Origin of the sequence: Pseudomonas sp. JUb42, assembly GCF_024807945.1 — a bacterium.
Classification (GTDB): domain Bacteria; phylum Pseudomonadota; class Gammaproteobacteria; order Pseudomonadales; family Pseudomonadaceae; genus Aquipseudomonas.
On sequence record NZ_JANUFD010000003.1, the window covers coordinates 354,624 to 380,365 of the forward strand.

The following is a 25,742-nucleotide window of genomic DNA, read 5'->3' on the forward strand; positions in this document are numbered from 1 at the left end:
CCACCCGTCAGAGGTGGATCTGAAACCTTTAGGAGCCCCGCATGACTTCCCCCTCCCGCGCTTGGCGTGCACGCACGTTTGGCCTTGTGCTGTTGAGTGTTCAGCCGCTGTGCAGCCTGCCCGTTTTCGCCGATGGCGGCTCGCAGAACTACACCATTAATGCGGGCCCGCTCGACGCTGCACTGTCCCGCTTTGGCGCCCAGGCGGGAGTCACCATGGCGGGAAATTCTGCATTGACAGCCGGCAGGAAGACCCAGGGCTTGCAAGGGGATTTCACCGCAGAGTCAGGCCTCATTCGACTGTTACAGGGCACCGGCTTGACCTTTCAGCGTCAGGACGACGGTAGCCTGCTGATCGTGCCCAACACCAGCGATGCCGTTGAGTTGGCGCCCACTGACATCAGCGGCACGGCGTATGACACCTCATTGGGCAGCAACGATGGCCTGGTTGCCAGCCGCACCATGAGCGCCAACAAGACCGACACCTCCATCATGGAAACGCCACAGCCGATCAGCGTCGTGACCCGTAAGCAGATCGATGCGCAGCAACCCCAGAGTATCGGACAGGTGTTGCGCTACACCGCCGGTGTCAACGGCGAAGCCAACGGTGTCGATACACGGCGCGATACCATCGCAATTCGTGGCTTCGACGCAACCACCAACGGTGGGATCTACCGGGATGGGCTGCGCCAGTACAGCTTTGCCAACCAGAGCCGTGCGGTAGGTGAAGTGTATGGCCTGGAGCGGGTCGAAGTGCTGCGCGGCCCCTCCTCCGTTCTATACGGACAAAGTTCGCCGGGAGGCATGGTCAACGTGATCAGCAAACGCCCTACCGACGAACCGATTCATGAAGTCGTGGCCCAGGTTGGTAGCTATGATCGCAAGCAACTGGCAGCAGATTTCGGCGGCCCGCTCACCGATGATGGTGTGTTCACCTACCGCCTCACCGGGCTGTGGCGCGACAGCGATACCCAGATCGACTATGCCCGTGATGATCGCCAGTTCATCGCCCCGGCCATCAGTTGGCGACCGTCGGAAGACACCTCATTGACGGTGCTGACGTCGTTCCAGAAGGATCGAAACGTGCTGGGCTACTACGCGCTGCCCCGCGTCGGCACCCTCGATCGCTCACGCTATGGCCGCATATCGACCGACCGTTTTGTCGGCGATCCCGACTATGACAAATACGATGTCGAGCAATGGTCCGTAGGCTATCAGTTCGAGCACCATCTCGATGACATTTGGACATTCCGCCAGAACGCCCGCTACAGCCACTCCTATCAGGAACAGCGAACGATCTATCAATACGGACTCGATGACGACGATCGTACCGTGGGGCGATTCGGCTATCTGGGCCACGAAAAAGTAAAAAACGCGCTGCTCGACAATCATTTCCAGGCGAAGTGGAATCAGGGCCTTTTCGAACACACCACGCTGCTGGGCCTTGACCTGCAACATGCCAGCACGAATCAACTGGGCGGCGGGAACGTGGTCGATCCGCTGGACGTCTACGCACCGGTCTACCATCAGGACTACAGCGACTTGGACGCGTTCTATGACATCAATCAGCGCCGACAGCTCGATCAGGTCGGACTTTACCTGTCTGAACAGCTCAAATACGACGATCACTGGATTTTCAACCTGGGTGGCCGGCAAGACTGGGCCCGTTCCAAGACCGTCCATTACGGCACCGACACCGCAGCCGATCTGCAACAGCGCGACCACGCTTTCACTTGGCGCACCGGCGTCATGTACCTCGCAGACAACGGACTGGCGCCTTATGTCAGCTACTCCGAGTCGTTTTTTCCAAACATCACCGCCGTCGCTCGGGACGGGAGTGCCTTTGAACCTGAAACGGGTCGCCAGTATGAGGTCGGACTCAAACTCCAGCCCAAAGGACGCAACAGTTACGTCACGGCCTCGCTCTTCGACCTAACCCGACAGAACGTCCTGACCGCAGACCCGGCAAACAATCGCTTCTCGGTCGCGACAGGCGAAATACAGTCGCGAGGGATCGAACTTGAGGCGAAGACGCAACTTACCGACGCGCTTGAGGTGATCGCCAACTACAGCTACGCGCATCTTGAAATCACCCGCAGCAACACCGCGGATGAAAAAGGCAACCACCCGGCCAATACCCCCGAACAACTGGCGTCGCTCTGGTCACAGTACACCGTGCAAGGCGGTTTGCTCGCAGGCCTGGCCATCGGCGGTGGGGTGCGATACGTAGGGCCCAGCTACATCGATTCGCAAAACAGTGAGACCATTCCGCATTACACCCTGTTCGACGCCAGCCTCAGCTACGACCTTGGGAAACTATCATCCTCTTATGCAGGGGTAAAACTGGCCGTCAACGCCTCCAACCTCACCGACGAAACCTACGTTTCCCAGTGCGGCTACACCGGGGACAGCTGCAAGTATGGTTACAGAAGAAACGTGACTGGTTCAGTCAGTTACAACTGGTAGGAATCAGGTACGACTCCCTTACCTGATTGGCTCCCCGTCGGTGGAAGAGGCTGAGCCGGGTGGGGGATATGGCGGTCATAGGCGCTCTAGAGAGTGTCTGCTATCGGCCAGAAGCAGTCATCAGGACTGCCAACACCGTACCAGCAAATCAGCCTCTTGCTTGCGGCTGTGGAGGCTGAGCGCATAGTAGGCCGGGCATTTGAACCCTGCCCGGCCGCATGTCAGGCGCCGAAGGCCCCGTCAATGGTGTGCATTGCGCCGGTAACAAAGCCTGCTTCCGGACCGGCTAACCAAGCCACCATTCCCGCTACCTCCTCAGACCGACCGTGTCTTTTGATCGCCATGAAGCTGTGCATTAGGTCTTTCATAGGACCGTTCGCTGGGTTGGCTTCAGTATCTATGGGCCCTGGTTGCACAATGTTTATGGTGATTCCACGCGGGCCGAAATCACGGGATAGCCCCCGGGCCATTCCTTGAAGCGCGGATTTACTCAACGCGTAGGACGCCATGCCGGGAATCGGCATGCGGTCACCATTCACCGAACCGATCACGATAATCCGTCCGCCGTCAGGCATCTGTCGCGCCGCCTCCACCGAGGCGTGGTAAGGCGCTTGCACATTGATGCGGAACAGCCGGTCAATCGCGTCCGGGTCCTGCTCGAGCGCGTCGCCGAAGATGGCAATGCCAGAATTTACGATCAGTATGTCCAACGGACCGCTGTCGCGAACACGAGCGATGACGGCATCACGGTCGGCACTGTCTGTTAAGTAATCATTGGCGCCGGTTTCGGTAGCCAGTGCATGTGCCGCTTCCGGCGAACCTGAGTAAGTAAAAGCTACTTTGGCGCCATCGGCGGCGAAACGCCTGACGATAGCTGCACCAATTCCACGGCTTCCGCCAAGCACCAGAACTGACTTGTTCTTGAAATTCGACATGACCGCACTCCCTTGATTAATGTAGCGCATGTTACATTTATCAAGGGCCACCCTGTCAAAGGATTTTGTAATAGTGACTACAGATAAACCCCTACGTGGGCGTCCTCGCCGGTTCGACCCTGACCAGGCTATTGCTACAGCCCAAAGCTTGTTCCATGCAAGAGGCTATGACGACGTAAGCGTCGCCGACCTCACCAAAGCCATTGGGATCAACCCGCCGAGCTTTTACGCGGCATTTGGCAGCAAAGCGCAGTTGTACAGAAGGGTGCTTGATCGGTATGCCATGACCGGAGCTATACCGTTATTGGAGATACTCGGAACGAGGCGGCCGTTGGCTGTCTCGCTTGCGCAGGTCTTGGAGCAAGCCGCGCGCGCCTACGCTGCCGATCCTTCAGCAACTGGCTGTATGGTGCTGGAGGGCACTCGATGCAACGACGTGGAAGCGCGCGAGGCCGCTTGCACCTTCCATGTCGCTGCACAGGATGTGATCAAAAACATCATTGCCGAGCGATACCCGCAAGAGGCGGACCGGCTAGCAGATTACGTCAGCACCACGATGGCTGGCCTTTCAGCCAGCGCGCGTCACGGACAAAGCCTGGATCGTCTGCTGGCCACCGCACAACTTGCCAGCGTTGCGCTCGCCCAAGCTATTCCAGCTGAAATATGAGGAGGACCCGGTAGTTCTGAAGCTGCTAGGGAGAGACAGTTCGATGCCGATAAAACTCACTTCACAGCCAATAGCCCACGGCTACTGAGCGTGTCTGCAATCGGCCAAAAGCTGCCGGTCGCCATAAGCAGAAAACGGCCAGGAGCGGACGTATAGCGTTACTATTCAATCTGCCTAAACCATCGCGTAGCGGCCATGGCACAGTCTTCTGGCACGGGTAGTACCTCGCTTGCCCATGCAACGATACCATCGGGACGTATCAGCGCAGCGGTCAGCCCAAGCGTGTCCTTAGCATCGCTGGCGACGTACAGAAGTTGGTCACCCCACCTGCGCGCGAGCTTCCGTAACGGAGCCTCATGGTGAAAATCCAGCAGAACGCCCCTCCCGGCACTGAGAAGATCGCCCAGCTTTGTTCCGTCGGTCAGTTCGAAGTCGGGTGCGCTCCGGCCAACTAGGTCATGGTCGCGGTCCAAATCGTAACGAAGTGACGCGCCCCAGACACGTTTGGCGAAATACGAAGCACCGTCTCGGGTCTCTATAAGGTCACCGATGATGGCTGCGAGAGCCCGTGAACTGGGGCTCGGTCGCATCAGCGCGACCTGCGCACGAGACCAGTCAAGCACCTGTGATCCTGGCGGATGTCGCTCGGCACCATAGCTGTCGAGCAGATCGTGCGGGGCGGTGCCACGCACAGTAGCAGCGAGCTTCCAGCCGAGATTCATGGCGTCGCCGAGTCCGAGATTAAGCCCTTGGCCGCCGAGAGGAGAATGAATGTGCGCAGCGTCGCCAGCGAGCAGGACTCGGCCATTGCGATACGTCGTGGCCTGATAGGCGCGGTCCGTCCAGGTGGTGGCGAGATGGAGGGCTGTCACCGTGGCATCCATGCCGGAAATACGCCTTAGTACGGTCTGAACGTGCACTAACGTGACGGGCCGCGTTCGATGAAAACCGCCGCCATCGAAATCGACCATCGCAAGCGTGCCGGGTGGCTGGAAGTTGTACATTCCCGTTTCTGTGTAATGGCGGCCGGCGGCGAGTTGGTCAGGATCAGCCAGTTCGATTTCGACCGAGTAACCGGTGAACTCAGGTTCCGTACCGGAAAATTCAAAGTTTCCGACCTTACGGACAGTACTGCGGCCCCCATCGCATCCGACTAGCCAGTGGGCGCGATAGGTCTTGCCGGCAGCCTGGACTGTGACCTCGTCAGAAGACTGCTCGAAACTCTCCACACCACAGCCGTACCTGATGTCGACACCCATCCCTCGAGCCCGGGCGCTTAACACGGACTCAATGTGTTCCATAGTGCTCATCAGCGGGCTGGCTGAACCGGGCAGCCTAAAGGGCCAGGTCGACGTGTCGACGGTGTCGAGAAAGAATTGAATGCCAGCGAAATGACCGCCAGGCCGACGGGCCTGTTGCGCGCCGCGCGCACCTGAGGCGCTTCTTTGCAATTGATCGCTGTCTCGCCGCCTCGCCTCGATTTCAGGCAACAGCCCGCGTCGGTAGAGGGCTTCAACGGTGGCAATGGACAGCCCGCGCATGCCGAATGGAAGCGCTTTCAGCGGTGAATCCAGACTTGAGGCTTGTTCCAGCACCAAGACCGAAAGATTAGCCAGACGCAGCTCGCAGGCGAGAAACAAACCAACCGGCCCGGCACCGGCAATCACAACGTCGTAGATCAATGAATCGCACATGTAGTACCCCTGAGGTCGTTCGACCGGAGCGGAGTGAGGTCAAGTACCCCGCGCAGACGAACATTGAACGCATGGATTGCGTCTGATATTCGCCGAGGGGCCTCATGCTCGATGCAGAGACAGAGCTTCTGTTTCCAGAAGGACCTGGGCTTACCAAACCAAGTCTGCCTTTTCCGACGCCAGCAATATAGGCATAGGCTGCTTTGCTGGCAATGAAGGAGGCTGAGTTGCGGCCAGAAAAATCTGATGCGGCTGGTAGCTTTGGGTCGACTGTCGCCGGTCACCACCGACGCCTGTCGACCCATTGCAGTCCCTCGGCACTGCTGCAAATCGGCCAGATCGGACATTCGATGTGGTTCGCTTCAACCTCAAATCCGCAAAGAAATCGTCGCATACCACCGAGTGTTATGCGGCGGCTCGGCAGGAGACTAATTGACAGCGGTGCTGTTGCGCCATTCAGAAGTTGCGATATCGCATAGAGAGCAAACCTAGAATTCCGCTGCAATGCCATGGTCTTCTTCGAACGCAGAGCATCTGATTACAAGGAAGGTGCTTTAAACCTGAGAATCAATGACTTACAGGTTTCCTTGTTACGTGCTATTTCGCTACAGGCCGCATTATCAGAGGGCTCTACTACGCTTGTTACGTGTCAGATGGGGGCGAATTCATGGCGATGATCGCCTCCACTGGTCACAAACAGGCCTTAGCCAATGGGGAAACGAGATGAGCGACATTTATTCGAACGCAGTCGATTCCTTCAGAATCGGGGTGGAGCACTTCCTAAAGGCACCTGGTTACACGAGCAGAAAGCACGCAATCCTTACGATTTTTCATGCGATTGAGCTTTTCCTGAAAGAGCAGCTGCACCGGACCAACCCCATTCTGATTTACAAAAGCATCGACACAAAGATCAACGACGACTCGCTAACTGTTGGAATAAGAGAAGCTCTCGTTAGGCTTGAGAATCTGGGGCAAGGGTTACCCCCAGAGCCGCGAGCCATCATCGAACGTATCCAAAAGAAGAGAAATCGCATCGAGCACCACCGCTACGACCACCAGGCCGAGGATGAAGAGATTATTTCTGAGTCACTTCAGTTTATTTTTTTCTTCGTGGACGGCGTCCTGAAGAAGAAATTAGAACGTGACGTTCCACCTGAGATGCTGCGCCAAATCCAGGGACTGATTTACGACCGACAGGATCTTTACTGGATCGCGGGGCATCGACTTGATCAATGGCTGGCCGATACTTGGCCAAATTGGAATGACGAGGAATCGGACATGCCTGGTGACTTTGAAGGAACCATCGATTGTCCGATTTGCCATCAGACCTACCTGGTGGTCGACCATCACACCACGCCGTTTTGCTTTTACTGCAATACATCGGTCGACGCCCAGCAGTGCGATAGCTGTGGATGCACCCATCTCTCAAGCGAGAAGTGCCTGCGCTGCTGATGGGGGCGAGATAAGCGTTGCGACTACCCATATCGCCGTTTATGTTCAATCGGCCCCCACAGAAGAGCCCGCCCCGGCGGGCTTTTTTGCGACCACTGGAAACCAGCCCCCCTATGCCTGGTCAACCATTAAGGGTGCTCGCGGTATGAGCAACACCGACTATCAGGAGAATAGGAGGACCGCGTGTCCCTTCCCATCACCGCCCGCCAACTGACAGCGCTGCGGGCGTTGCAACAGGCTGACCCCGACCTGGGCGAACTGGCCGCCTCGATCGCCCTGGCCTTCGATGCGTCGCAGATCGACAACCCGCAGCTGGCCCGGATCATCCTGCAGAACACCTGCCGACGCATCGCCGCCGATCAACCGGGCGGTCCTGAGGCGTTGATTCAGCATCTGGAGACCTTTGGCCACTTGAACTGTCTGTCGTCGACGCAGGTCACTGACTTTACCGACCGCATCAGGAAGATGAACCAACATGCCTCAATGCATCCAGGAAGAAGCACTGCGCGCCATGATCGAGGGCGGTGCCGTGCGGGAAGTGCTGGTCAGCCGTCATGAGGAAAAATGGACCCTGGCCGTACGCCTGGGCGGGGCTGGCAGTCGCTGGTTGCCGGTGCGCTCGCGCCGTGAAGCACTGCGCACCTGGGCGAGCCTGACCGCTGTGGGTCGGTTCGCCGAGTCGGCGGGTATAGCCACCTTCCAGGTCGAGATCTGATTTTCTTTTAGAAGCCGATCGGCTCTCAAGGAAACTCTTGGCCAATACAGACCGTTCATGACAGACCGCTATGGGTCGACTCCAGCCGGTCGAGGGCATGCAATGCGCCGGTCAAAACTTGTGCAAACGCCTGGTCATGCCGAATGCAAATGATTGGTCAATGGCAATGCAAACGGGTGGTCAAGTGGAATGCAATTTTCCATAGCCGATGGCGGCCTTGATACCTTGGAAAATGCTGTCGCCTTGTGCCCCAACTGCCATAGGGCATCTCATTACGGGTAGCCGACTGTTCCAGGAAAATCGCGCTCATCTGTACCCCAAGCCCCGCCTTCAGACGATATGCTAAGCAAAATTCAATTTCAGCAAGGACGCAACATGAACTCACTCCTATTTGAGCGGCCTGTCTGGTGCAGAGATGAGGCGCTATGGTGGCTGATTCAAATCCCAAGACTTCTGGTTCCCGGTCTATGCATCGTGTGGGCGCTGGTAGGAGGGGTCATGGTGGGTGTCGCACTCGAAGCTCCTTATGCGGCGCTTGGCGCGGTGCTCATTTGGTTTTGCATTGGAATAGTAGGAATGTGCGCTATTCACTTCATTGCACGGATCGTCGTGGCATCGTTTGACGCGCTCTCGTCTTCGGTGATCGATAGAGAAAACGCACAAAATCTTACGCTAAGCATGCGGCCTGTCAGGTTGAGGCTATACGGGTTGACGCCGAAGCGTCAGGAAATGCAGAAGGCTGCTCTACTCTGACGCTGGGCGTATGGTTCGCCTGACGTCTGGCAAAGGCACACTCTAACAGGGCAACTCATCCTGCCTCACTGAAGCTCACGTTGTGTCAACAAAGCAGGTTGACACAAGCGTCACCTTGCGTATGATTTTACTTAACGCATGAGAGCTTGCTTTCGTGCCTACCTTCCGAGACCCGCCTAGCGAAAGCTGCGGGTTTTCGTGTTTCTGGGGAAAGGAATCCGGTAGCTATGACGCATTACGTCGCGTACCTTAACGAATTCGGGCACGTCGGCCAATACGTCGCACGCAACCACCCGAAGTACAAAACACATCCAGCTTTTGGGTTTGCTGGATTGATTCTGCCTGCTACTGAAATCCGAGAATTCGCGATCTATTTCTACAAGGCCAAATGCCAGCTTCTGGCGTATGACCTAGCTAACGACAATCCCAGAAATCTTCCGGCATATCAATGGGAAAAACAGGGCTCTCAGTTCTATGCGCTCTGTAACGTTACCAATATGAGCAGCTCCGTCGCTCAACGTTCCGCCTCTTGAACCTCATCGAAAAAATCGGCGGCCACCCGCTGCCGCCAGGCCACGTTGGCCCCTGAGCACGTTGAGGATTTTGTGAACATGAGCAGCCTGCATAAATGGCTGCTCAATGCTCATATCTAGGTCTGTGTACGAGCCATAAATATTACTAGTTGATTACAAAAATAAAATTTTGAAAAATGATATGAGATTTATTTTCCTTCTAGTAATTTTTCAGCAATCTTTAGCGAAACAGATGCGCTAATGCTACTGCAATAAGCCTGGATTTTATCAGCTTTGTCTTTATCGGAAAGATCTGAGACAGCTTTAATACATATGAATTTAGGTGTGGGAGGTGGAGACATGAAGGAAGAGAAGTATACGCCGTAGCATTCCATATCTACCGCAATTGCTTTTCTGTGCTGTACTTTGAATCGTGCATGTAACTCCAGGTTTTCAACCACAGCACTCCCGGAAACCATCGGTCCGACCAAAATACTTGGAGCAGTATCGGGTCGACTCCCTACATAGGTATTATAAAAATTTCTAGCAGTTTCGGTCATGCCTCTTGCCAGTCCTACAAGCTCAGGAGACGCATCCTTTTGGTCAGGCGCAGCCTCAAAGCTGCCGTCGTGTAGCCATTTCCCAGACTGCCAATCCCAGCTTTTCTCTGCAACGATCAGATCTCCCAGCTTTACTGAAGATCCAACGCCTCCACATATACCGGTCATCATTATGAGGCGAGGTTTAAACCGTTCAATGATCAGCCGGGTAACAAATGCCGCCGCGACCAAACCCATCTGTGTCGAATGAGCGCATATAAAATTAAGGCGCTTCCCTCCACTTATATAGATGCCACGCTGAAAAAGTATCCCATTGCCTAGTGACTCTTCGACGCCCCACTCGACAGGCAGAGCAAGCACCCCTAATAATTCGGGATCTCTTAACGCAGTGACAAAACAAACATCGCTGCTGTAATTGTTTTCGTTGGCTATTGATGCTTTTATTGAAGAAACAAGATGGCCAAGAGAAATTCTCCAAGCGTCTTTGCTCGCATCAAAAAATAAAATCTGAATGGTAAGATTTCTGAATTCTTCGCCGTATTGTGCGAGCGCTTGTTCGTCAGCCGTTACTCCTACAATATTTCTAGGGGGCGGTAAATCGCCGTCCTCCATTATTTGCCTTAAAAGGTCTAAGCCGTTTTCCGCAGATTCTTGTGCATCTTTACGAGATGGCAGTATCAGATCCAAAAGCAATAGATCGTAGGCATTACTATTCAGCGCTTTGCGAGCGTCTACAGAGTGCTCTGCACTATGAATATCTTGCTCTGATACACCAGCCGAAATCAATTCATTTTTTAAAGAGTTAATTTTATCTCTGTTATCATCTACGATAAGTACTTTAATCGACATGCTTTGTCTCTACTATAGTTATTAGGGCTCGTTTCAACTCTTCCCTCCAGGACCCACGCTGTCCTGAATAGTGAAATACACCAAATAGTATCTGTTTGAACTCTACTGTTAACTCCTCAACCAATTCTTCAATTCTCTTGGACGTTCCGGCAGATTTATCAGAAAATTCTTGATACTGAGTGATAATAATGCACCCTGTACCCGGTGACTCACTTTCTATGAAACGAAGAATTTCAGAGCCTCCGAATCCTTCCGGCTGCCCCCCACCTTCTTTATCTAGGGCAAAGTCGTATGTAGGAAGAGACATGTCGACGATTGCGATGTCAAATGCGTTATTTTCAATTGCATTAATTGCTGTACTTAGCGAATGAACAGATACCATGCTCGAGTTAGGAATATGCTCCATTACTAACTGTTCAATTGCTTTGCGCTTAGGAGAGTCGTCCTCAACTAAAAGCAAGTGTAATTTATTGGTAATAGGCGTCATACGCATCTCCTCGCTTATATAGCGGAATATGGATTGTCACCGAAAAAAGATTCTGTTCGTCAATGTCAATGTTTAAAGGTTCACATAGAGTGCTGTCTGCATATCTTGAAATTTTCGCCAGTTTGGGGATTCCAGAACCTCCCTCAATTGGCACCATCTCTAATGTAGGTCCACTTTCATACTTTTTTTGTATCTGAGCAAGGCGCCAGCTTTTCAATTCGTTAAGCTTTTGGTCGGATAGCGGATTTTTAACCTGAATGCGTAATAAGTTGTTAGGCGCATCAAACGAAAATGACAGATCAATATCATAGCTGTCGGACTCTAATCCTGAGTGTTTCCATGAGTTCTCAAGAATAATGTACAAGCAGTCGGATACTGTGGTTAACCCATATGCTGTTAGCGAAACGCTTAAAGATTGATTTTTGTGCTTAACTATTTTAGCATTGAATAGCCTATAGACATTTCGAGTGGCTTTGTTGGCGATTTCTATAGTTTCATCCAGCGTAAATACTCGTTGTTCTAACTCTTTTTCCGGCAAAAACCAACTGGCAACGACATCGCATTGAAGCTGAGTAGCTGTGGATGCTGAGCGGATTGCAGTGAATAAGGGTTCGAATTCATCTCCGAGGACAATAACCTTTTCAATAAGAGAATCAAACTCCGTTTGAACCCTTTGTTTGAATTCGCCAAGAAAATAATTGCTTATATTTTCCAAGGATACTCTAGCTGCACTCCAAAATGTCTCAAAGCAAAAGCCTACAAATATCGAAAGGCTGGATACTTTGGCCGATTCAGCGTAAATCTTTGCAGCTACCGGCTTGTCGAAGTATATGGATATCATTCCGTTGGGTGTTTCTGGTGTATGAATTCGTATTATCTCTTTGTTACAATGGTCTAATAATGAAGACATGTTTGATGAGAACTCAATAACAGAGGTGGCTGCCCGTTGCATAAACGCTGGAGCAATATTGCCATTGCCATTGAGATCTAGTTCATCTAATGCTTTTGTTGTGAGTAATAACCCGGCTTCTTCTAGAGGGCCCAGTACTGTACCTTTTAGAGATCCGTGCCGGATTCTAGAGCTGAGATAAGAGTTCAGCCCGTCTGCGGGGTCTAGCAAGAATCTTCTTAATAGTCGCTCAATAATGCTTACCATTAAAACATCTTGCTCTGAAGTCACCTCTGCAGACGGCGACTTTTTGATACCATCAGCACCCTGATCGGAGAAGAATTTAGTGATGACTTCTTTCAGAATGCTGTCATCTGGAGGCGTAACCTCTGTCCGTTTCCATCTTTCATAATCCAGCGCTAGTTCCTTCTCGGCCCAGCGTAGAATCGCGGGTTCATTGACGAACACTCGAGACTCGTTAATGTGTTTAAGGCCCAGCCACAAGGTCTGATGGAGCGTTAAAGATTTGATTTCCTCTGCATACTCTTTTTCATTTTTCGAATCTAAAGTGAATAGCTTCTGTAACGTGCCAAGACGTTCTAATCTAGCCTGCTGAGATGTAGATATATCCGTCAACGATAGGTTTTCTTCGATCCAAACATTCTTAAAGAAAAAACGTAACATTTCTTGGTTTAGTACGTCAGCACTCGACCATGCTGTCTCTAACGGATCATTTTTTTTATAAACCGCACGGCAAGCCATGCGGCATATATATAGAGTTGCGGCATCGCTGTGCGATATATTCGAGCAAAAAGCTACGATCCCAACAGCGAGGGGGTCTAAGCCTCTAAAGTCATTCCATTTTCTCCCCTTGAAGATCAATGGTAATGTGAGCTCGCTAGAAATTTTCTTCGTCTGCACTATTGTAGTTGCCGCAGTGTTCACAGCAAGCTCTAGCTGCCCTGAAGTTATCAGAAGTACAACATATAACTTGCTTGCTTGACGGTTCCAATATCCTCCTGTCTGATTTAAGATGGTTACGATATTCTCAGCTTCATCACATCGATCTTGCTTTACTAAACTCACCCCTAGCCAAAATAGCACATCGCCATTTATTCCCTGTGGCGGATTGCTGTTCTTTTTTCCGCTTAATACTTCAAATAAGTAGCTGGCTTGAGCTAAATTCGATCCGCGTTCAGCACATTGGGCTTCAAAGTTTTTTAAATAAATTAAAGAATTTGATGGCTCAAGCGCCAGGCAGTCTTCAAGACGAAAATGGTCTGTTTGAATACTGGTCCATTGATCAGCCTTAGAATTAAGTATATCGTTTTCCGATATTCTGAATACTAGATTAATCAAAGAAGCGCCGATGGGTAGCACCTTTAAGTTGACGCCAAAATGTAGAAGCCTACTAAGGCTAGCCTCGGCATCCGAGCCATTTTTAGCAACATCTGAGACAAGATCATTCAAGTTATAAGGCAAATTGATGATTGATTTTTCAGCGGTCCGAGAGATGAGATTGTATATCTCTTGGGATCGCTCACTCGCTTCGGAGTATATAAAGCTTTCAACATCTCCGAGGAGAAGGAGGATTTTTTCTAGTCTGACATCAACAATTCCCGATGCGAGGAGTGTTTTCGCTGCAAGTTTTGCGCTTTGCATTGATTCGGGCGACAACCGATCAATCACCGTTGTTGCACATGCGTCAACCAGTGTTTCATAGCAGTCATATAAAGAGTTTAGTATATCTACGCTTAGGCAGGATGCCAGCCCCATTTCTAAACCTTCGTCGAGCTGGGTAACCGCACGGAAAGAAAGGTAGTTGCGAAGCGGGGGTTGTTTTATATTAGAAAAAACTCCTTTCCATTTTGAAAAAAATGCATCTATTGAATAGTTGTCATCGTTCCTGTCAAGTAGGCATGCGAAAAGAAGACCTGCGATCCTAGGAGAGGATTTTACAGTTAGAGCCTCTGTTACCTCTTTAAGTTTTTCAAACCCATGTGCAGCTTTAATCAAAAAAAAGTATAGTTCTGTCGCCCAAATACTCCAGCCATGATCGCCAATAAAAGCTTCAATTTCCTTTAAGGCTTCAACGAATTCGGAGTTTATTATTAGTCGTTCAATTGTCTTAGAGAAACTTAGAAATATGTTGATATTCTTTGCATGTTGAGACAGCCAGGCAGTAGAGAACATGATCTCGCGAGGCAGTGTTAAAGTTTCAAGATTTGCCTGGTATAAAAGATCGGCAAAATTACGGCGCCCGCCGCTTATTAAATATCTCGCCTTTACAGGGGCTGTGCTTTTAAATATGCTTATGAAAGCGTCATATTTTTGGGTCGGCGTCTTCTTTCTCATTGCTCCTAGTTTTACGATAGTGCTTCTGTAGCCTTTTGCGCTTGCTATTCCTCGAAGCTCTTTTCGCAGGTTGGTTTCGAATTGACCACTCATAAAAATAATCCATTATTTGAATGATGATTAGGTTCTCATCTAAACGCAGCTATGGACATAGAGGAGTGATGAATAAAGGCTATTTAATAAATCGATTTGATAGGTTTTTACTATCGCAATATGGAGTGCACAATGTTCGCCGTGCATTTGCAAGCACTGCGCTTCGATGTTGCTGCGTTTGATCCATCCTTTTTGATATGAGGCCTGAGCGCTCATTTGCTCGGTACGCTGAGCGTACTAAACATGTGAGTGGTTACCATCATGTTTCGTCACGAGATCGAATTTTTTAATTTAGCTGCCTTTGTAGCGAAGGGCCTTACCTTATTGGGCGACAGTCGGCTTTTTAGTCCTATGCTTCCTGGGAGGAAGGCGTAAACGTAGGGCATGCGTCATGGGCCTCCCCATCGTACGTTCAGGCGCCGCAAGCACTTGGTGCCTATCGATCAGTCCTGGAGACAGTCAAAAATGAGCTTTGAAACTGGCGCCGGTGAGGGCTATTGAACTCTTTAATGCAACACATTCTATGTTACGGCGGGGTTCGCTTTACTCTCCGGGATGGCGTAACCACAAGCTTCGTGGCAGATGTAACAATTTTTCTTGCAACATAACCTTTGAGGATCAGGCTGGCGGCGTTGTTGGCGATGGCGCGTTTGACCACCTGCCGGGGATGCACATAAGCCTGATTGATCGAGCCCTGAAACATGACTTCGAAGTTCACTGCTCGATGTTTGTTGTCAAGGAACAGGCAGGCGAACACTTCATGAGGCTCGTCACGCAATTGCGCCTTGAGGTAATGGCGCACCTGGTCCGGGCTTTCCAGGGCGGAATCCCGGCGCAGGTTTTCGGCCATATGACGTCGGGACATTTCCATTACGGCCTGTAACTGCGTGAACTTGGCTGGCCCCAGTCCCAGGTGGCTGCTGAAGGTTTGCAGGTCTGCATCCAGTAACACTCGCAGGCTGCCGAATTCATTCAAGAGATGACGCGCCAGGTCCACCGCGCTTTTTCCGGCCACGCCGGTGCGCAGGAAGATCGCCAGCAGTTCTGCGTCAGAGAGGCTTCCCGCCCCCAGTTCCAATAATCGTTCCCGGGGCCGTTCCGCCGCGGGCCAGTTGCGAATACTCATAACACCTCCATGTGTGGGCGCGCCGCTGCTCCGCTGCGGACGCTGTGATATCGTAGCCCAACTTTTTTACGCGACGACCGGGCCTGGGGAGGCGTCATGGGCGTCGCGTGTTCACTTGACCAAAAAGGCAGGCCTATGCAGCGGCTGTATCGGAAACGCATTGTTCTCGGCGTCGGCGGCGGCATCGCAGCCTACAAAGGCGCTGAGCTGGTTCGCCGTTTGCGCGACCAGGGTGCGGAAGTGCGGGTGGTCATGACCCGCGGCGGCGCCGAGTTCATCACTCCGCTGACCATGCAGGCCCTCTCCGGGCACCCCGTACACATGGATTTGCTCGACCCCGCCGCTGAAGCTGCGATGGGCCATATCGAACTGGCCAAATGGGCCGATCTGATCCTGATCGCTCCGGCCACCGCCGACCTGATCGCGCGCTTGGCCCAGGGCATCGCCAACGACTTGCTGACGACTATCGTGCTGGCTACCGATGCCACGGTCGCCATTGCTCCTGCGATGAACCAGGCCATGTGGCGCGATCCGTCCGTGCAGGCCAACACCCGCCTGCTGGAAGAGCGCGACTTTCGCGTGTTCGGCCCGGCGAGCGGCAGTCAGGCCTGCGGCGACGTGGGTCTTGGGCGCATGCTCGAAGCCAACGATCTGGCGCAACTGGCCGCCGACTGCTTCCAGCGTCTGACCCTGACCGGCAAGCATGTGCTGATTACCGCCGGGCCGACCCAGGAAAACATCGACCCGGTGCGTTACATCACCAACCACAGCTCCGGGAAAATGGGCTTTGCCCTGGCCGAAGCGGCGGTTGAGGCTGGCGCGCGGGTGACCCTGATCACCGGCCCGGTCAACCTCGCCACCCCCGATCGTGTAACGCGGGTCGATGTGGTCAGCGCTCGCGACATGTTGGCGGCCTGTGAGGCGGCGATTCCGTGCGATCTTTTTATCGCCTCGGCTGCGGTAGCGGACTACCGCCCGGAAGTCATCGCCCCGCACAAATTAAAGAAAGACCCTACAAACGGTGAAGGCTTGTTGCTGCAGATGGTCCGTAACCCGGACATTCTTGCCACCATCGCTACTCGCCCTGACCGCCCTTTCAGCGTCGGTTTCGCCGCCGAGACCGAACATCTGCTTGACTATGCTGCACGCAAGCTCAAGGACAAAAACCTCGACCTGATCGTCGCCAATGATGTTGCCAACCCCAGCATCGGCTTCAACAGCGAGGAGAACGCTTGCAGCGTGATCGACCGAGCCTTGCATGCAACGCTCTTTGCCCAGACCAGCAAGGCCAAGATTGCCCGCCAGCTGATCACTTTTATCGCCGACCGTATGAACCAGGTTTAATCACGAATGCATGCTCTACAAGCCAAAATCCTCGATCCCCGCATTGGCACCGACTTCCCGCTTCCCAGCTACGCTACTCCTGGCTCTGCCGGTCTGGACCTGCGCGCCATGCTCAAGGAAGACACCGTGCTGGAGCCGGGCCAGACCCTGCTGATCCCCACCGGGCTGTCGATCTATATCGGCGACCCTGGCCTGGCGGCCTTGATCCTGCCGCGCTCGGGCCTGGGGCATAAGCACGGCATCGTGTTGGGCAACCTGGTCGGTCTGATCGACTCCGATTACCAGGGCGAGCTGATGGTTTCCTGCTGGAACCGCGGGCAGACCGCTTTCAACATTGCTGTCGGTGAGCGCATTGCCCAGTTGGTGCTGGTGCCGGTGGTGCAGGCGCACTTCGAGCTGGTGGAAACCTTCGACGAAAGCCAGCGTGGTGCGGGCGGCTTTGGCCATTCCGGCAGCCACTGATCCTTGCAGCTACGACGACACGCCAATTTTCTGCGCCATTCCGTAAAGGACGAGAGCCAGATTCAGGATGAATAACCGGAGAGAGAGTTGGTGAAGGGTAATCAGCGCAAGACCAAGGCAGTAGCGAAACCCGATCACCATCAGCTACCGGCGGCGAGCCTGTCCGGCCTTGTTCGCGGACTGATCCCCGCTGCGCTCGGCCTGGCTGCGGCGGGCGTACTGGTCTGGCTTGCGTTCGTCGATCCTCTGCATCAGCGCGAACTGGAGCAAGGCTGGGGCAATAGCCAGGCCAGTGCCGTGAGCCTGGCGCTCAAGCAGATAGGTGCCGACACCCAGGCGGCCGCTGCCAACCCTGCCCTGTTGCAGGACGCCAATACGTCCGCCGCGGCGTTGGCGTCGTTGAAATTTTCGGGCGGTGTTGTTGCTGCGCGAATCAATCCGCCGGGCATGAGTGAGGTCGATAACCAGGCGGCCTTGCCGATCAGCTTCGCCACCCTCGATATGCTCGGCAAGGCGGCTCAGGGCCAGACTGTCGCACCGGAAGCGCGCAAAGTGGGCGAGCGCTGGCTGATCTACAGCGCTGCGCCGCTGCGCACTGCTCCAGGCGCGCCTGTCAGCGGCACGCTGCTGCTGGCATACGATCAGCAGCGTCTGCTCAATGCCTTGCCTGAGATCCCGGCAAGCACCGGTTTCGTGCAGCTGATCCAGCAGTTTGGCGATGGTCCGGCCCAGGTGCTGGCACAGCGCGGCCAGGCGAATGGCAGTCGCCCGTTGCGTTTCGAAACGGCCTACGCCAACTGGCGGCTGGAATTTACCCCCGGTCCGGTGCTGCAAACCGAGCCGTCCTGGCTGTTTCTGCTGCTGGCGGCGCTGGTTGCACTGGGCGGCGTTGTCCTGGGCCTGCGCTTCAATGAGCGGGCGCTGCATCGGCGCGTTTGCGACGACGCCCGACAACTGGAGCAGATGGTTGCCGAACTCTCCACCGGAAATGCCGTCAAACCCTTCGGTTTGAGCCTTGCGGCCCTTAATGGCCTGGCTCAGGTACTGGCCCGTTTTTCGCCTGCCAGCAAGCCTGTGGTGCCGACCACGCGCGCAGCGGCAGTCGAGGAGTCCGAGCCTGTACCCGGCTTTACGGCACACGTTATTTCAGCACCGGGCGAACCCGCCGCCGAGAGCGCCGGGTGGACCGATCCGCTGTTTCAAAATACCGATATTTTCGATATCGACTTTCTCGATGAACATCAGGACATCCTGAGCTCGGAGCACTCCCACGCCATGAACAGCACAGTATCCTTTGCCCCCGAATTTCCCGAGACGATCTTCCGTGCCTACGACATTCGCGGCGTTGTCGGCGATACGTTGAGCGCTGAAACCGCTTACTGGATCGGCCGCGCCATCGGTGCCCAAAGCCTGGCGCAGGGCGAGCCGAACGTTTCCGTCGGTCGCGACGGTCGCCTGTCCGGCCCGGAGCTGGTCAGCAAGCTGATCCAGGGCCTGCATGACAGCGGCTGCCATGTCAGCGACGTCGGTCTGGTGCCGACACCTGCGTTGTACTACGCCGCCAACGTGTTGGCGGGCAAGACCGGCGTCATGCTGACCGGCAGCCACAACCCGAAAGACTACAACGGCTTCAAGATCGTCATTGCCGGCGACACCCTGGCCAACGAACAGATCCAGGCCCTGCACGACCGCATCAAGCAGAACAACCTGCCGACTGCCAAGGGCAGCGTTACCCAGGTCGACATCCTCAAGCCGTATTTCGAGGAAATCACCAAGGACATCGCCCTGGCCCGTCGCCTGAAAGTGGTGGTGGACTGCGGCAACGGCGCGGCCGGTGTCATCGCGCCGCAACTGATCGAGGCGCTGAACTGCGAGGTCATCCCGCTGTTCTGTGACGTCGACGGCAACTTCCCTAACCATCACCCGGATCCGGGCAAGCTGGAAAACCTTGAGGACCTGATCGCCAAGGTCAAGGAAACCGGCGCTGACCTGGGCCTGGCCTTCGACGGCGACGGCGACCGCGTAGGTGTCGTGACCAACACCGGCAGCGTCGTATACCCCGACCGCCTGCTGATGTTGTTTGCCCGTGATGTCGTAAAACGTAACCCGGGTGCGGATATCATCTTCGACGTGAAATGCACTCGTCGCCTGATCCCGCTGATCCAGGAATACGGTGGCCGTCCGGTGATGTGGAAGACCGGTCATTCGCTGATCAAGAAGAAGATGAAACAAAGCGGTGCGCTGCTGGCCGGGGAAATGAGCGGCCACATTTTCTTCAAGGAGCGCTGGTTCGGTTTCGACGACGGTATCTACAGCGCCGCACGCCTGCTGGAAATCCTTAGCCAGGAAACCCTCAGCGCCGAAGAGCTGTTCAAGACCTTCCCGAATGACGTTTCTACGCCTGAGATCAACATCAAGGTCACTGACATCACCAAGTTCACCATCATCGAGGCTCTGGAGCGCGATGCGCAGTGGGGCAATGCCAACCTGACCAGTATCGACGGTGTTCGCGTCGACTACCCGAAAGGCTGGGGTCTGGTTCGTGCTTCCAATACCACGCCGGTACTGGTATTACGCTTTGAAGCCGAGACCGAGGATGAACTGGAACGGATCAAGGACGTGTTCCGCACCCAACTGAAGCTCGTTGCACCGGATCTTGAAATACCTTTCTGATTGATTTGTTTTTTTGACTGGAGCCCTGAATGACCCTCGAACGTGATGCCGCCACCAACGCCGCCAAGGTCTTGTCCGAAGCGTTGCCGTATATCCGCCGTTTTGTCGGCAAGACGCTAGTCATCAAGTACGGCGGCAACGCCATGGAGAGCGAGGAGCTGAAAACCGGCTTCGCGCGCGACATCGTGCTGATGAAGGCGGTAGGCATCAACCCGGTGGTGGTTCACGGCGGGGGCCCACAAATCGGTGACCTGCTCAAGCGTCTGTCCATCGAGAGTCACTTCATCGACGGCATGCGCGTGACCGATGCCCAGACCATGGACGTCGTGGAAATGGTCCTGGGCGGGCAGGTCAACAAAGACATCGTCAACCTGATCAACCGTCATGGCGGCAGCGCCATCGGCCTGACCGGCAAGGATGCACAGCTGATTCGGGCGAAGAAACTCACCGTTTCGCGCCAGACACCGGAAATGACCAAGCCTGAAATCATTGATATCGGCCAGGTCGGCGAAGTGGTCGGCATCAACACCGATCTGCTGAACATGCTGGTCAAGGGCGACTTCATTCCGGTCATTGCGCCAATTGGTGTCGGCCCGAATGGCGAGTCCTACAACATCAACGCCGATCTGGTGGCGGGCAAGGTTGCCGAGGCCCTGAAGGCCGAGAAACTGATGCTGCTGACCAATATCGCTGGCTTGATGGACAAGGAAGGCAACGTATTGACGGGCCTGACCACCGAACAGGTCAACAGCCTGATCGCCGACGGCACCATCTACGGCGGCATGCTGCCGAAGATCCGTTGCGCGCTGGAAGCGGTCCAGGGCGGCGTGACCACCTCGCACATCATCGATGGCCGGGTGCCGAATGCCGTACTGCTGGAAATCTTCACCGATACCGGTGTGGGTACCCTGATCAGCAATCGCAAGCGTCACTGATTCGGTTGGCTGAATGAAAAAGACCTCACCGGTTTTGCCGGTGAGGTCTTTTTTTTGCTCGACGCCATCGCCCAATCAAAAACAGGCCTACAAAAATCCGTTCCAGCGTAAGGCACGTTTTATCAGCTACTGCTGCGTGAGTTTCTGCACCCGGCTTCGATCCACCGCAAAGCTGGCCTCGGCCTGCTTGCGAGCCGCCTGATAGCGGGCGATATCGGCCTGCAGGGCTTGCTGACGTTCGCGCAGGTCATTGAGCTGATCGAGCAACTGCTGTTGCACCGGACGCCCGGCCCGTTCTTGATCGGCTGCCTGGCTTTGCAGGCTGCTCTGCTGGTTGGTGACGCCCTTGAGGTTGCCCTGGGTCATGTTGACCAGGCCATCCAGCTCGGCCAGCTTGCGCGCCTTGGCACGGTCAACATCATCAACGTTGCTGTACAGGTGCAGCAGTTGCGCGTCGGCACTGGCCTGTATCTTGGCTGCCTCGGCTGCGCGGATCTCTTCGGGCGTCGGCGCCGGTGGCACGACCTGTACCACGCGACCCCGTTGATTGAGCACTTCGTAGCCTTTGCCCGAATACTCGGGCGGCACGCCTTGGCGGTCCAGCACGGTGACGCCCTTGTCATCGATATATCGATACAACAGGACTTCCGGTGCCTTTTCTTCCGCCCAGGCCCCCAGTGACGAGCACAGGCCCAACGAAAGAGACAGGCCGATGACGCTCAATCTACGCATAAGAACCCCAGAGCGTTACAGACTTAGATCCCGTATTGCGCCCGATAGGCCTCAACGGCAGGAAGGTGTTGCTTCAATTGTGGATCATCGGCCAGGAATTGCAGTACTTGAGTCAGCGACACGATGCTGATGACCGGGATGCCGAAGTCACGTTCGACTTCCTGGATGGCTGACAGCTCGCCGTTGCCGCGTTCCTGGCGATTGAGCGCGATCAGCACGCCAGCGGCGGTTGCGCCCTGGTCATTGATGATCTGCATGACTTCACGAATCGCAGTGCCTGCAGTAATCACGTCATCAATGATCAGCACATTGCCGCTCAATGGTGCGCCGACCAAGCTGCCGCCTTCGCCGTGGGCCTTGGCTTCCTTGCGGTTGAAACACCAGGGTGTATCGACCTGATGCTGTTCCGCCAAAGCCACGGCCGTCGCGGCCGCCAGGGGAATGCCCTTGTAGGCCGGGCCGAACAGGACATCGAAGGAAATACCGCTTTCAACCACGGCGGCCGCATAAAAGCGACCCAGTTGTGCCAGTGCAGAACCACTGTTGAACAAGCCGGCATTGAAGAAGTAAGGGCTGGTGCGCCCGGACTTGAGAGTGAACTCACCGAAGCGCAAAACGCCGCGATCGATGGCAAAACGGATGAAATCGCGCTGATACGCTTGCATGAAAAAAGTCCCGGATAGCACGGATTTAGCTAATTAGGTAGAGCTCGGGTATCATACACGCACGTGATTTTTGGGGCCATTTATGCGGATCATCAGTGTGAACGTAAATGGCATTCAAGCCGCAGTCGAGCGTGGTTTGCTCAGTTGGCTGCAGGCTCAGAATGCCGACGTCATCTGTCTTCAGGACACCCGCGCCTCCGCCTTTGAACTGGACGACCCAGCCTTCCAACTGGACGGCTACTTCCTTTATGCCTGCGAGGCTGAAGTTCCCGCACAAGGTGGCGTGGCGCTTTACTCTCGGTTGCAGCCAAAGGCGGTTATCAGCGGCCTGGGCTTTGAAACAGCCGACCGTTACGGGCGTTACCTGCAAGCAGATTTTGACAAGCTCAGTATTGCAACGTTGTTGTTGCCGTCGGGTATGAACGGTGACGAAGACTTGAATCAGAAATTCAAGTTGATGGACGACTTCGGCAAATATCTGGACAAGCAACGGCGTAAACGTCGCGAGTACATTTATTGTGGCTCGCTGTATGTTGCGCAGCAGAAGCTCGACATCAAGAACTGGCGTGACAGCCAGCAGTCTCCGGGCTTCCTGGCGCCGGAACGTGCCTGGATGGACGAGATTGTCGGCAATATGGGTTATGTCGATGCCTTGCGCGAAGTCAGTCGTGAAGGCGATCAGTACAGCTGGTGGCCGGACAACGAACAGGCTGAAATGCTCAACCTGGGTTGGCGCTTCGACTATCAGTTGTTGACCCCGGGCCTGCGTCGCTTCGTACGCAGCGCGCGTCTGCCGCGTCAGCCGCGTTTTTCGCAGCATGCGCCGCTGATTGTGGATTATGACTGGACGTTGACTATCTGATTGCAGATACCGCCCACAAAAAAGCCGACGTTGAGTCGGCTTTTTTATGTCTGCGGTCGTTGGAGCGAGGCTTGCCCGCGAATCGAGCGACTCGGTACATCAGGCATACCGGGTAGAGATTTTTCGCGGGCAAGCCTCGCTCCAACGGATCAGAGATCTACTTAACCGGCCGCCAGCAAAACGGATAGCGATACGACAAACCGTCATTGGCCTTGATCGCTGCAATGATGGTCAGCACGGTCGCGCCGATGCCGATCAGCAACAACAGCGGGAAGCCGATGATTACCACGATCAGCATGATGCTGACGGCGATGGCCAGGGACGCAGTGATCTGGAAATTCAGGGCTTCCTTGCCCTGGGCATCAATAAAAGGATCGGTCTCCTTTTTCATCTGCCACAGAATCAGTGGCCCGATCAGGTTGCCGAACGGCAGGACCAGGCCGAGGAAGGCAGCCAGGTGACAGAACATCGCCCATTGACGGATTTCCGCGCTGGGTTGGGGTATCGGCGTTTGGCTGTCACTCATTACTGCAACTCCCTGCGTGCATTGATTCAGTCGGCCAGTGCGGCTTGTTGCAGCTCGAAAATCTCGTTCATGCCTTTTTGTGCCAGAGCCAGCATCGCGTTCAGGTCCGCAGGCTGGAACGGCGCGCCTTCAGCGGTGCCCTGGACTTCAATGAAGCCGCCAGTGCTGGTCATTACGACGTTGAGGTCGGTCTCGGCAGCCGAGTCTTCCAGGTAGTCCAGGTCCAGGACCGGCTCACCCTGATACATACCCACCGAAACGGCGGCGATCATTTGCTTGAGCGGGTCGCCGCCTTTGAGGCCGCCACGTTTCTTGATCACTTTCAGCGCGTCGACCAGGGCCACCATGGCGCCAGTGATGGAGGCGGTGCGGGTGCCGCCATCGGCCTGGATCACATCGCAATCGATGTACAGGGTGATATCGCCCAGCTTGGACATGTCCAGTGCTGCGCGCAGGGAGCGGCCGATCAGGCGCTGGATTTCCAGCGTACGCCCGCCTTGCTTGCCACGGCTGGCTTCGCGCTGGTTACGCTCGCCGGTAGCGCGGGGCAGCATGCCGTATTCCGCAGTCAACCAGCCCTGGCCCTGGCCCTTGAGGAAACGCGGAACGCCGTTTTCGACGCTGACCGTGCAGATGACTTTGGTGTCACCGAACTCGACCAGTACGGAACCCTCGGCGTGTTTGGTGTAGTTGCGGGTGATGCGGATCGAGCGGAGCTGATCGGCGGCGCGACCACTTGGACGTTTCATCTGGGATACCTGTACTGGGACGGAAAACTGCCGACCATTATAGGGGCGGATGCTGTTACAGCGCGAGCCACGGGCTGTGCGGCGGTATGTCTGAACCGGCATCAAGCCCCAGGGTCACAACCTTTATAGGGCATCTCTAAAAGTCGGCGACTTGGTTTCATTTTGTTGCCGAAGCTCAATAACGGGGCTTTGCGGTGTGTTTTCGAGCTGGCAGACGCGACCATGACTTATCTGTCGCACTGTCGGATTGGGAGCCTGTGCCGCTCTGCGCTACAATCCTGCGCCTTCGCAGCCTGTCAGCTATTCATGACGTTCAATCGGCAAGGCATCGCCTGCGGCAGCGCTCTTAAACGCATTCAAGAGGGACTTCCCATGGTGCACAGCATGACGGCTTTTGCCCGAGTAGAACGGGCAGGCGTTCAAGGCACACTGAGCTGGGAGCTACGCTCGGTCAATCATCGCTACCTCGAACCGCACCTGCGGCTGCCGGAATCGTTTCGCGATCTCGAAGGTGCCGTGCGCGAGGCGCTGCGCCAGGGGTTGTCCCGGGGCAAGGTCGAATGCACCCTGCGCTTTACTGAAGAAACCGCAGGCAAGCCGTTGCAGGTCGATCGCGAGCGCGCCACGCAACTGGTGGCGGCGGCGGAAATCGTCGCCAGCCTGATCAAGCAGCCAGCCGGGCTCAACCCGCTGGAAGTGCTGGCCTGGCCAGGCGTTCTGGTAGCTGATGCCAGCGATCCCCAGGCCCTGAATGTCGAGGCGATGGAGCTGTTCAACGATGCGCTGACCGAACTCAAGCTCGGTCGTGGTCGTGAAGGCGCCGATCTGGCTAAACTTCTCGACGAACGGTTGGTTTCGATCTCGGCAGAGGTCGCTACCTTGCGTACCCTCGTGCCGCAGATGCTGGCGGCTCAGCGGCAGAAAGTGCTGGATCGTTTTGCCGACATGAAGGCCGAGCTCGATCCGCTGCGCCTTGAGCAGGAAATGGTCCTGCTGGCGCAGAAAAGCGATGTTGCCGAAGAGCTTGATCGCCTGAGCACCCATGTCACCGAGGTGCGCCGGGTGCTCAAGGCAGGCGGGCAAGCCGGGCGTCGCCTGGATTTCCTGATGCAAGAGCTCAACCGCGAAGCCAATACACTAGGCTCCAAAGCCTTCGACCCGCGCAGCACCCAGGCTGCGGTCAACCTCAAGGTGTTGATCGAGCAGATGCGTGAACAAGTGCAGAACATTGAGTAAGGCTAC

The 25,742-nt window shown here is 55.0% G+C and carries 22 protein-coding genes and 2 pseudogenes; 14 read left to right on the forward strand and 10 right to left on the reverse strand.

Annotation, left to right across the window (positions count from 1 at the left end; all coding sequences use genetic code 11):
* The first annotated feature begins 41 nt into the window (after positions 1–41).
* Positions 42–2,465, forward strand: coding sequence for a TonB-dependent siderophore receptor (locus M2401_RS08200; RefSeq protein ID WP_259101395.1), 2,424 nt, complete (start codon positions 42–44; stop codon positions 2,463–2,465).
* Positions 2,466–2,686: 221 nt separating this feature from the next.
* Here the strand turns inward: M2401_RS08200 and bdcA are convergent, their stop codons facing one another.
* Positions 2,687–3,400: an SDR family oxidoreductase gene (gene bdcA / locus M2401_RS08205; protein ID WP_259101396.1), complete on the reverse strand. Its 714-nt coding sequence runs from the start codon at positions 3,398–3,400 to the stop codon at positions 2,687–2,689.
* A 28-nt stretch (positions 3,401–3,428) separates the two neighbouring features.
* On the opposite strand from bdcA, the gene M2401_RS08210 reads away from it, so the two are divergent.
* Complete coding sequence (locus M2401_RS08210) at positions 3,429–4,067, forward strand: TetR/AcrR family transcriptional regulator (protein ID WP_409033889.1); 639 nt, start codon at positions 3,429–3,431, stop codon at positions 4,065–4,067.
* A gap of 161 nt (positions 4,068–4,228) precedes the next feature.
* On the opposite strand, the gene M2401_RS08215 is transcribed toward M2401_RS08210, so the two are convergent.
* Complete coding sequence (locus M2401_RS08215) at positions 4,229–5,761, reverse strand: FAD-dependent monooxygenase (protein WP_259101399.1); 1,533 nt, start codon at positions 5,759–5,761, stop codon at positions 4,229–4,231.
* 723 nt (positions 5,762–6,484) lie between these two features.
* On the opposite strand from M2401_RS08215, the gene M2401_RS08220 reads away from it, so the two are divergent.
* The 6 genes and pseudogenes from M2401_RS08220 to M2401_RS08240 all read left to right on the forward strand — a co-directional run bounded on the left by M2401_RS08220 (position 6,485) and on the right by M2401_RS08240 (position 9,214).
* Positions 6,485–7,213, forward strand: coding sequence for a hypothetical protein (locus M2401_RS08220; protein WP_259101401.1), 729 nt, complete (start codon positions 6,485–6,487; stop codon positions 7,211–7,213).
* 183 nt (positions 7,214–7,396) lie between these two features.
* Positions 7,397–7,681 (forward strand): annotated as a pseudogene (locus tag M2401_RS08225) (hypothetical protein); the annotation flags it as partial.
* 7 nt (positions 7,682–7,688) lie between these two features.
* Positions 7,689–7,928, forward strand: a complete 240-nt coding sequence (locus M2401_RS08230) for a hypothetical protein (RefSeq protein ID WP_259101403.1) — start codon at positions 7,689–7,691, stop codon at positions 7,926–7,928.
* Positions 7,929–8,117: 189 nt separating this feature from the next.
* Entirely contained in the window at positions 8,118–8,210 is a 93-nt protein-coding gene (locus M2401_RS34445; RefSeq protein WP_409033890.1) for an HNH endonuclease, read from the forward strand.
* Between the two features lie 93 nt (positions 8,211–8,303).
* Positions 8,304–8,681, forward strand: a complete 378-nt coding sequence (locus M2401_RS08235) for a hypothetical protein (protein ID WP_259101406.1) — start codon at positions 8,304–8,306, stop codon at positions 8,679–8,681.
* 227 nt (positions 8,682–8,908) lie between these two features.
* On the forward strand, positions 8,909–9,214 hold the full coding sequence (locus M2401_RS08240; RefSeq protein WP_259101408.1) for a hypothetical protein: 306 nt from the start codon (positions 8,909–8,911) through the stop codon (positions 9,212–9,214).
* Positions 9,215–9,402: 188 nt separating this feature from the next.
* Here M2401_RS08240 and M2401_RS08245 read toward each other — a convergent pair whose 3' ends face one another.
* The 4 genes and pseudogenes from M2401_RS08245 to radC all read right to left on the reverse strand — a co-directional run.
* Entirely contained in the window at positions 9,403–10,602 is a 1,200-nt protein-coding gene (locus M2401_RS08245; RefSeq protein ID WP_259101411.1) for a response regulator, read from the reverse strand.
* Positions 10,592–11,089, reverse strand: coding sequence for a response regulator (locus M2401_RS08250; RefSeq protein WP_259101414.1), 498 nt, complete (start codon positions 11,087–11,089; stop codon positions 10,592–10,594). The genes M2401_RS08245 and M2401_RS08250 overlap by 11 nt, the downstream gene beginning before the upstream one ends.
* Entirely contained in the window at positions 11,070–14,426 is a 3,357-nt protein-coding gene (locus tag M2401_RS08255) for a hypothetical protein (protein ID WP_259101415.1), read from the reverse strand. Before M2401_RS08255 ends, M2401_RS08250 begins: the two co-directional genes overlap by 20 nt.
* Positions 14,427–15,039: 613 nt before the next feature.
* Positions 15,040–15,552 (reverse strand): annotated as a pseudogene (radC, locus tag M2401_RS08260) (RadC family protein); the annotation flags it as partial.
* Between the two features lie 135 nt (positions 15,553–15,687).
* Here radC and coaBC point away from each other — a divergent pair.
* The 4 genes from coaBC to argB all read left to right on the forward strand — a co-directional run bounded on the left by coaBC (position 15,688) and on the right by argB (position 20,966).
* Positions 15,688–16,896 (forward strand): bifunctional phosphopantothenoylcysteine decarboxylase/phosphopantothenate--cysteine ligase CoaBC, encoded by a 1,209-nt coding sequence (gene coaBC / locus M2401_RS08265; protein WP_259101417.1) that lies wholly within the window; start codon positions 15,688–15,690, stop codon positions 16,894–16,896.
* Between the two features lie 6 nt (positions 16,897–16,902).
* The gene (gene dut / locus M2401_RS08270) at positions 16,903–17,358 is read left to right on the forward strand and encodes a dUTP diphosphatase (protein ID WP_259101419.1); all 456 of its coding nucleotides are present in this window, start codon (positions 16,903–16,905) and stop codon (positions 17,356–17,358) included.
* A 1,275-nt stretch (positions 17,359–18,633) separates the two neighbouring features.
* Positions 18,634–20,031, forward strand: a complete 1,398-nt coding sequence (locus M2401_RS08275) for a phosphomannomutase/phosphoglucomutase (protein WP_259101708.1) — start codon at positions 18,634–18,636, stop codon at positions 20,029–20,031.
* A gap of 29 nt (positions 20,032–20,060) precedes the next feature.
* Entirely contained in the window at positions 20,061–20,966 is a 906-nt protein-coding gene (gene argB / locus M2401_RS08280) for an acetylglutamate kinase (protein WP_259101421.1), read from the forward strand.
* A 126-nt stretch (positions 20,967–21,092) separates the two neighbouring features.
* Here argB and M2401_RS08285 read toward each other — a convergent pair whose 3' ends face one another.
* Both M2401_RS08285 and pyrE read right to left on the reverse strand, forming a co-directional pair.
* The gene (locus tag M2401_RS08285) at positions 21,093–21,698 is read right to left on the reverse strand and encodes a DUF4124 domain-containing protein (RefSeq protein ID WP_259101424.1); all 606 of its coding nucleotides are present in this window, start codon (positions 21,696–21,698) and stop codon (positions 21,093–21,095) included.
* Positions 21,699–21,721: 23 nt separating this feature from the next.
* Complete coding sequence (gene pyrE, locus M2401_RS08290) at positions 21,722–22,363, reverse strand: orotate phosphoribosyltransferase (RefSeq protein ID WP_259101426.1); 642 nt, start codon at positions 22,361–22,363, stop codon at positions 21,722–21,724.
* An 82-nt stretch (positions 22,364–22,445) separates the two neighbouring features.
* Between pyrE and M2401_RS08295 the strand changes: the two genes are divergently transcribed.
* Positions 22,446–23,225 carry an exodeoxyribonuclease III gene (locus M2401_RS08295; protein WP_259101429.1) on the forward strand — a complete coding sequence of 260 codons (780 nt, stop codon included), beginning with the start codon at positions 22,446–22,448 and terminating at the stop codon, positions 23,223–23,225.
* Between the two features lie 157 nt (positions 23,226–23,382).
* On the opposite strand, the gene M2401_RS08300 is transcribed toward M2401_RS08295, so the two are convergent.
* Together M2401_RS08300 and rph are read right to left on the reverse strand one after the other, a co-directional pair.
* Positions 23,383–23,751, reverse strand: a complete 369-nt coding sequence (locus M2401_RS08300; RefSeq protein ID WP_259101431.1) for a DUF4870 domain-containing protein — start codon at positions 23,749–23,751, stop codon at positions 23,383–23,385.
* 26 nt (positions 23,752–23,777) lie between these two features.
* Positions 23,778–24,500: a ribonuclease PH gene (gene rph / locus M2401_RS08305; protein ID WP_259101434.1), complete on the reverse strand. Its 723-nt coding sequence runs from the start codon at positions 24,498–24,500 to the stop codon at positions 23,778–23,780.
* A 372-nt stretch (positions 24,501–24,872) separates the two neighbouring features.
* Between rph and M2401_RS08310 the strand changes: the two genes are divergently transcribed.
* A complete protein-coding gene (locus tag M2401_RS08310; protein WP_259101436.1) occupies positions 24,873–25,736 on the forward strand; it encodes a YicC/YloC family endoribonuclease in 864 nt (287 codons plus the stop codon).
* Positions 25,737–25,742 lie beyond the last annotated feature (6 nt).

Bases quoted from the DNA above. Each gene is read 5' to 3' on its own strand.
- M2401_RS08250 (WP_259101414.1), bottom strand. From the start codon at position 11,089: ATGACGCCTATTACCAATAAATTACACTTGCTTTTAGTTGAGGACGAC.
- M2401_RS08245 (WP_259101411.1), bottom strand. From the start codon at position 10,602: ATGTCGATTAAAGTACTTATCGTAGATGATAACAGAGATAAAATTAAC.
- pyrE (WP_259101426.1), bottom strand. From the start codon at position 22,363: ATGCAAGCGTATCAGCGCGATTTCATCCGTTTTGCCATCGATCGCGGC.
- M2401_RS08255 (WP_259101415.1), bottom strand. From the start codon at position 14,426: ATGAGTGGTCAATTCGAAACCAACCTGCGAAAAGAGCTTCGAGGAATA.
- bdcA (WP_259101396.1), bottom strand. From the start codon at position 3,400: ATGTCGAATTTCAAGAACAAGTCAGTTCTGGTGCTTGGCGGAAGCCGT.
- dut (WP_259101419.1), top strand. From the start codon at position 16,903: ATGCATGCTCTACAAGCCAAAATCCTCGATCCCCGCATTGGCACCGAC.
- argB (WP_259101421.1), top strand. From the start codon at position 20,061: ATGACCCTCGAACGTGATGCCGCCACCAACGCCGCCAAGGTCTTGTCC.
- M2401_RS08295 (WP_259101429.1), top strand. From the start codon at position 22,446: ATGCGGATCATCAGTGTGAACGTAAATGGCATTCAAGCCGCAGTCGAG.
- M2401_RS34445 (WP_409033890.1), top strand. From the start codon at position 8,118: ATGCAATTTTCCATAGCCGATGGCGGCCTTGATACCTTGGAAAATGCT.
- M2401_RS08240 (WP_259101408.1), top strand. From the start codon at position 8,909: ATGACGCATTACGTCGCGTACCTTAACGAATTCGGGCACGTCGGCCAA.
- M2401_RS08285 (WP_259101424.1), bottom strand. From the start codon at position 21,698: ATGCGTAGATTGAGCGTCATCGGCCTGTCTCTTTCGTTGGGCCTGTGC.
- M2401_RS08310 (WP_259101436.1), top strand. From the start codon at position 24,873: ATGGTGCACAGCATGACGGCTTTTGCCCGAGTAGAACGGGCAGGCGTT.
- M2401_RS08275 (WP_259101708.1), top strand. From the start codon at position 18,634: ATGAACAGCACAGTATCCTTTGCCCCCGAATTTCCCGAGACGATCTTC.
- M2401_RS08220 (WP_259101401.1), top strand. From the start codon at position 6,485: ATGAGCGACATTTATTCGAACGCAGTCGATTCCTTCAGAATCGGGGTG.
- M2401_RS08235 (WP_259101406.1), top strand. From the start codon at position 8,304: ATGAACTCACTCCTATTTGAGCGGCCTGTCTGGTGCAGAGATGAGGCG.
- M2401_RS08300 (WP_259101431.1), bottom strand. From the start codon at position 23,751: ATGAGTGACAGCCAAACGCCGATACCCCAACCCAGCGCGGAAATCCGT.
- rph (WP_259101434.1), bottom strand. From the start codon at position 24,500: ATGAAACGTCCAAGTGGTCGCGCCGCCGATCAGCTCCGCTCGATCCGC.
- M2401_RS08210 (WP_409033889.1), top strand. From the start codon at position 3,429: ATGTTACATTTATCAAGGGCCACCCTGTCAAAGGATTTTGTAATAGTG.
- M2401_RS08200 (WP_259101395.1), top strand. From the start codon at position 42: ATGACTTCCCCCTCCCGCGCTTGGCGTGCACGCACGTTTGGCCTTGTG.
- M2401_RS08215 (WP_259101399.1), bottom strand. From the start codon at position 5,761: ATGTGCGATTCATTGATCTACGACGTTGTGATTGCCGGTGCCGGGCCG.
- M2401_RS08230 (WP_259101403.1), top strand. From the start codon at position 7,689: ATGCCTCAATGCATCCAGGAAGAAGCACTGCGCGCCATGATCGAGGGC.
- coaBC (WP_259101417.1), top strand. From the start codon at position 15,688: ATGCAGCGGCTGTATCGGAAACGCATTGTTCTCGGCGTCGGCGGCGGC.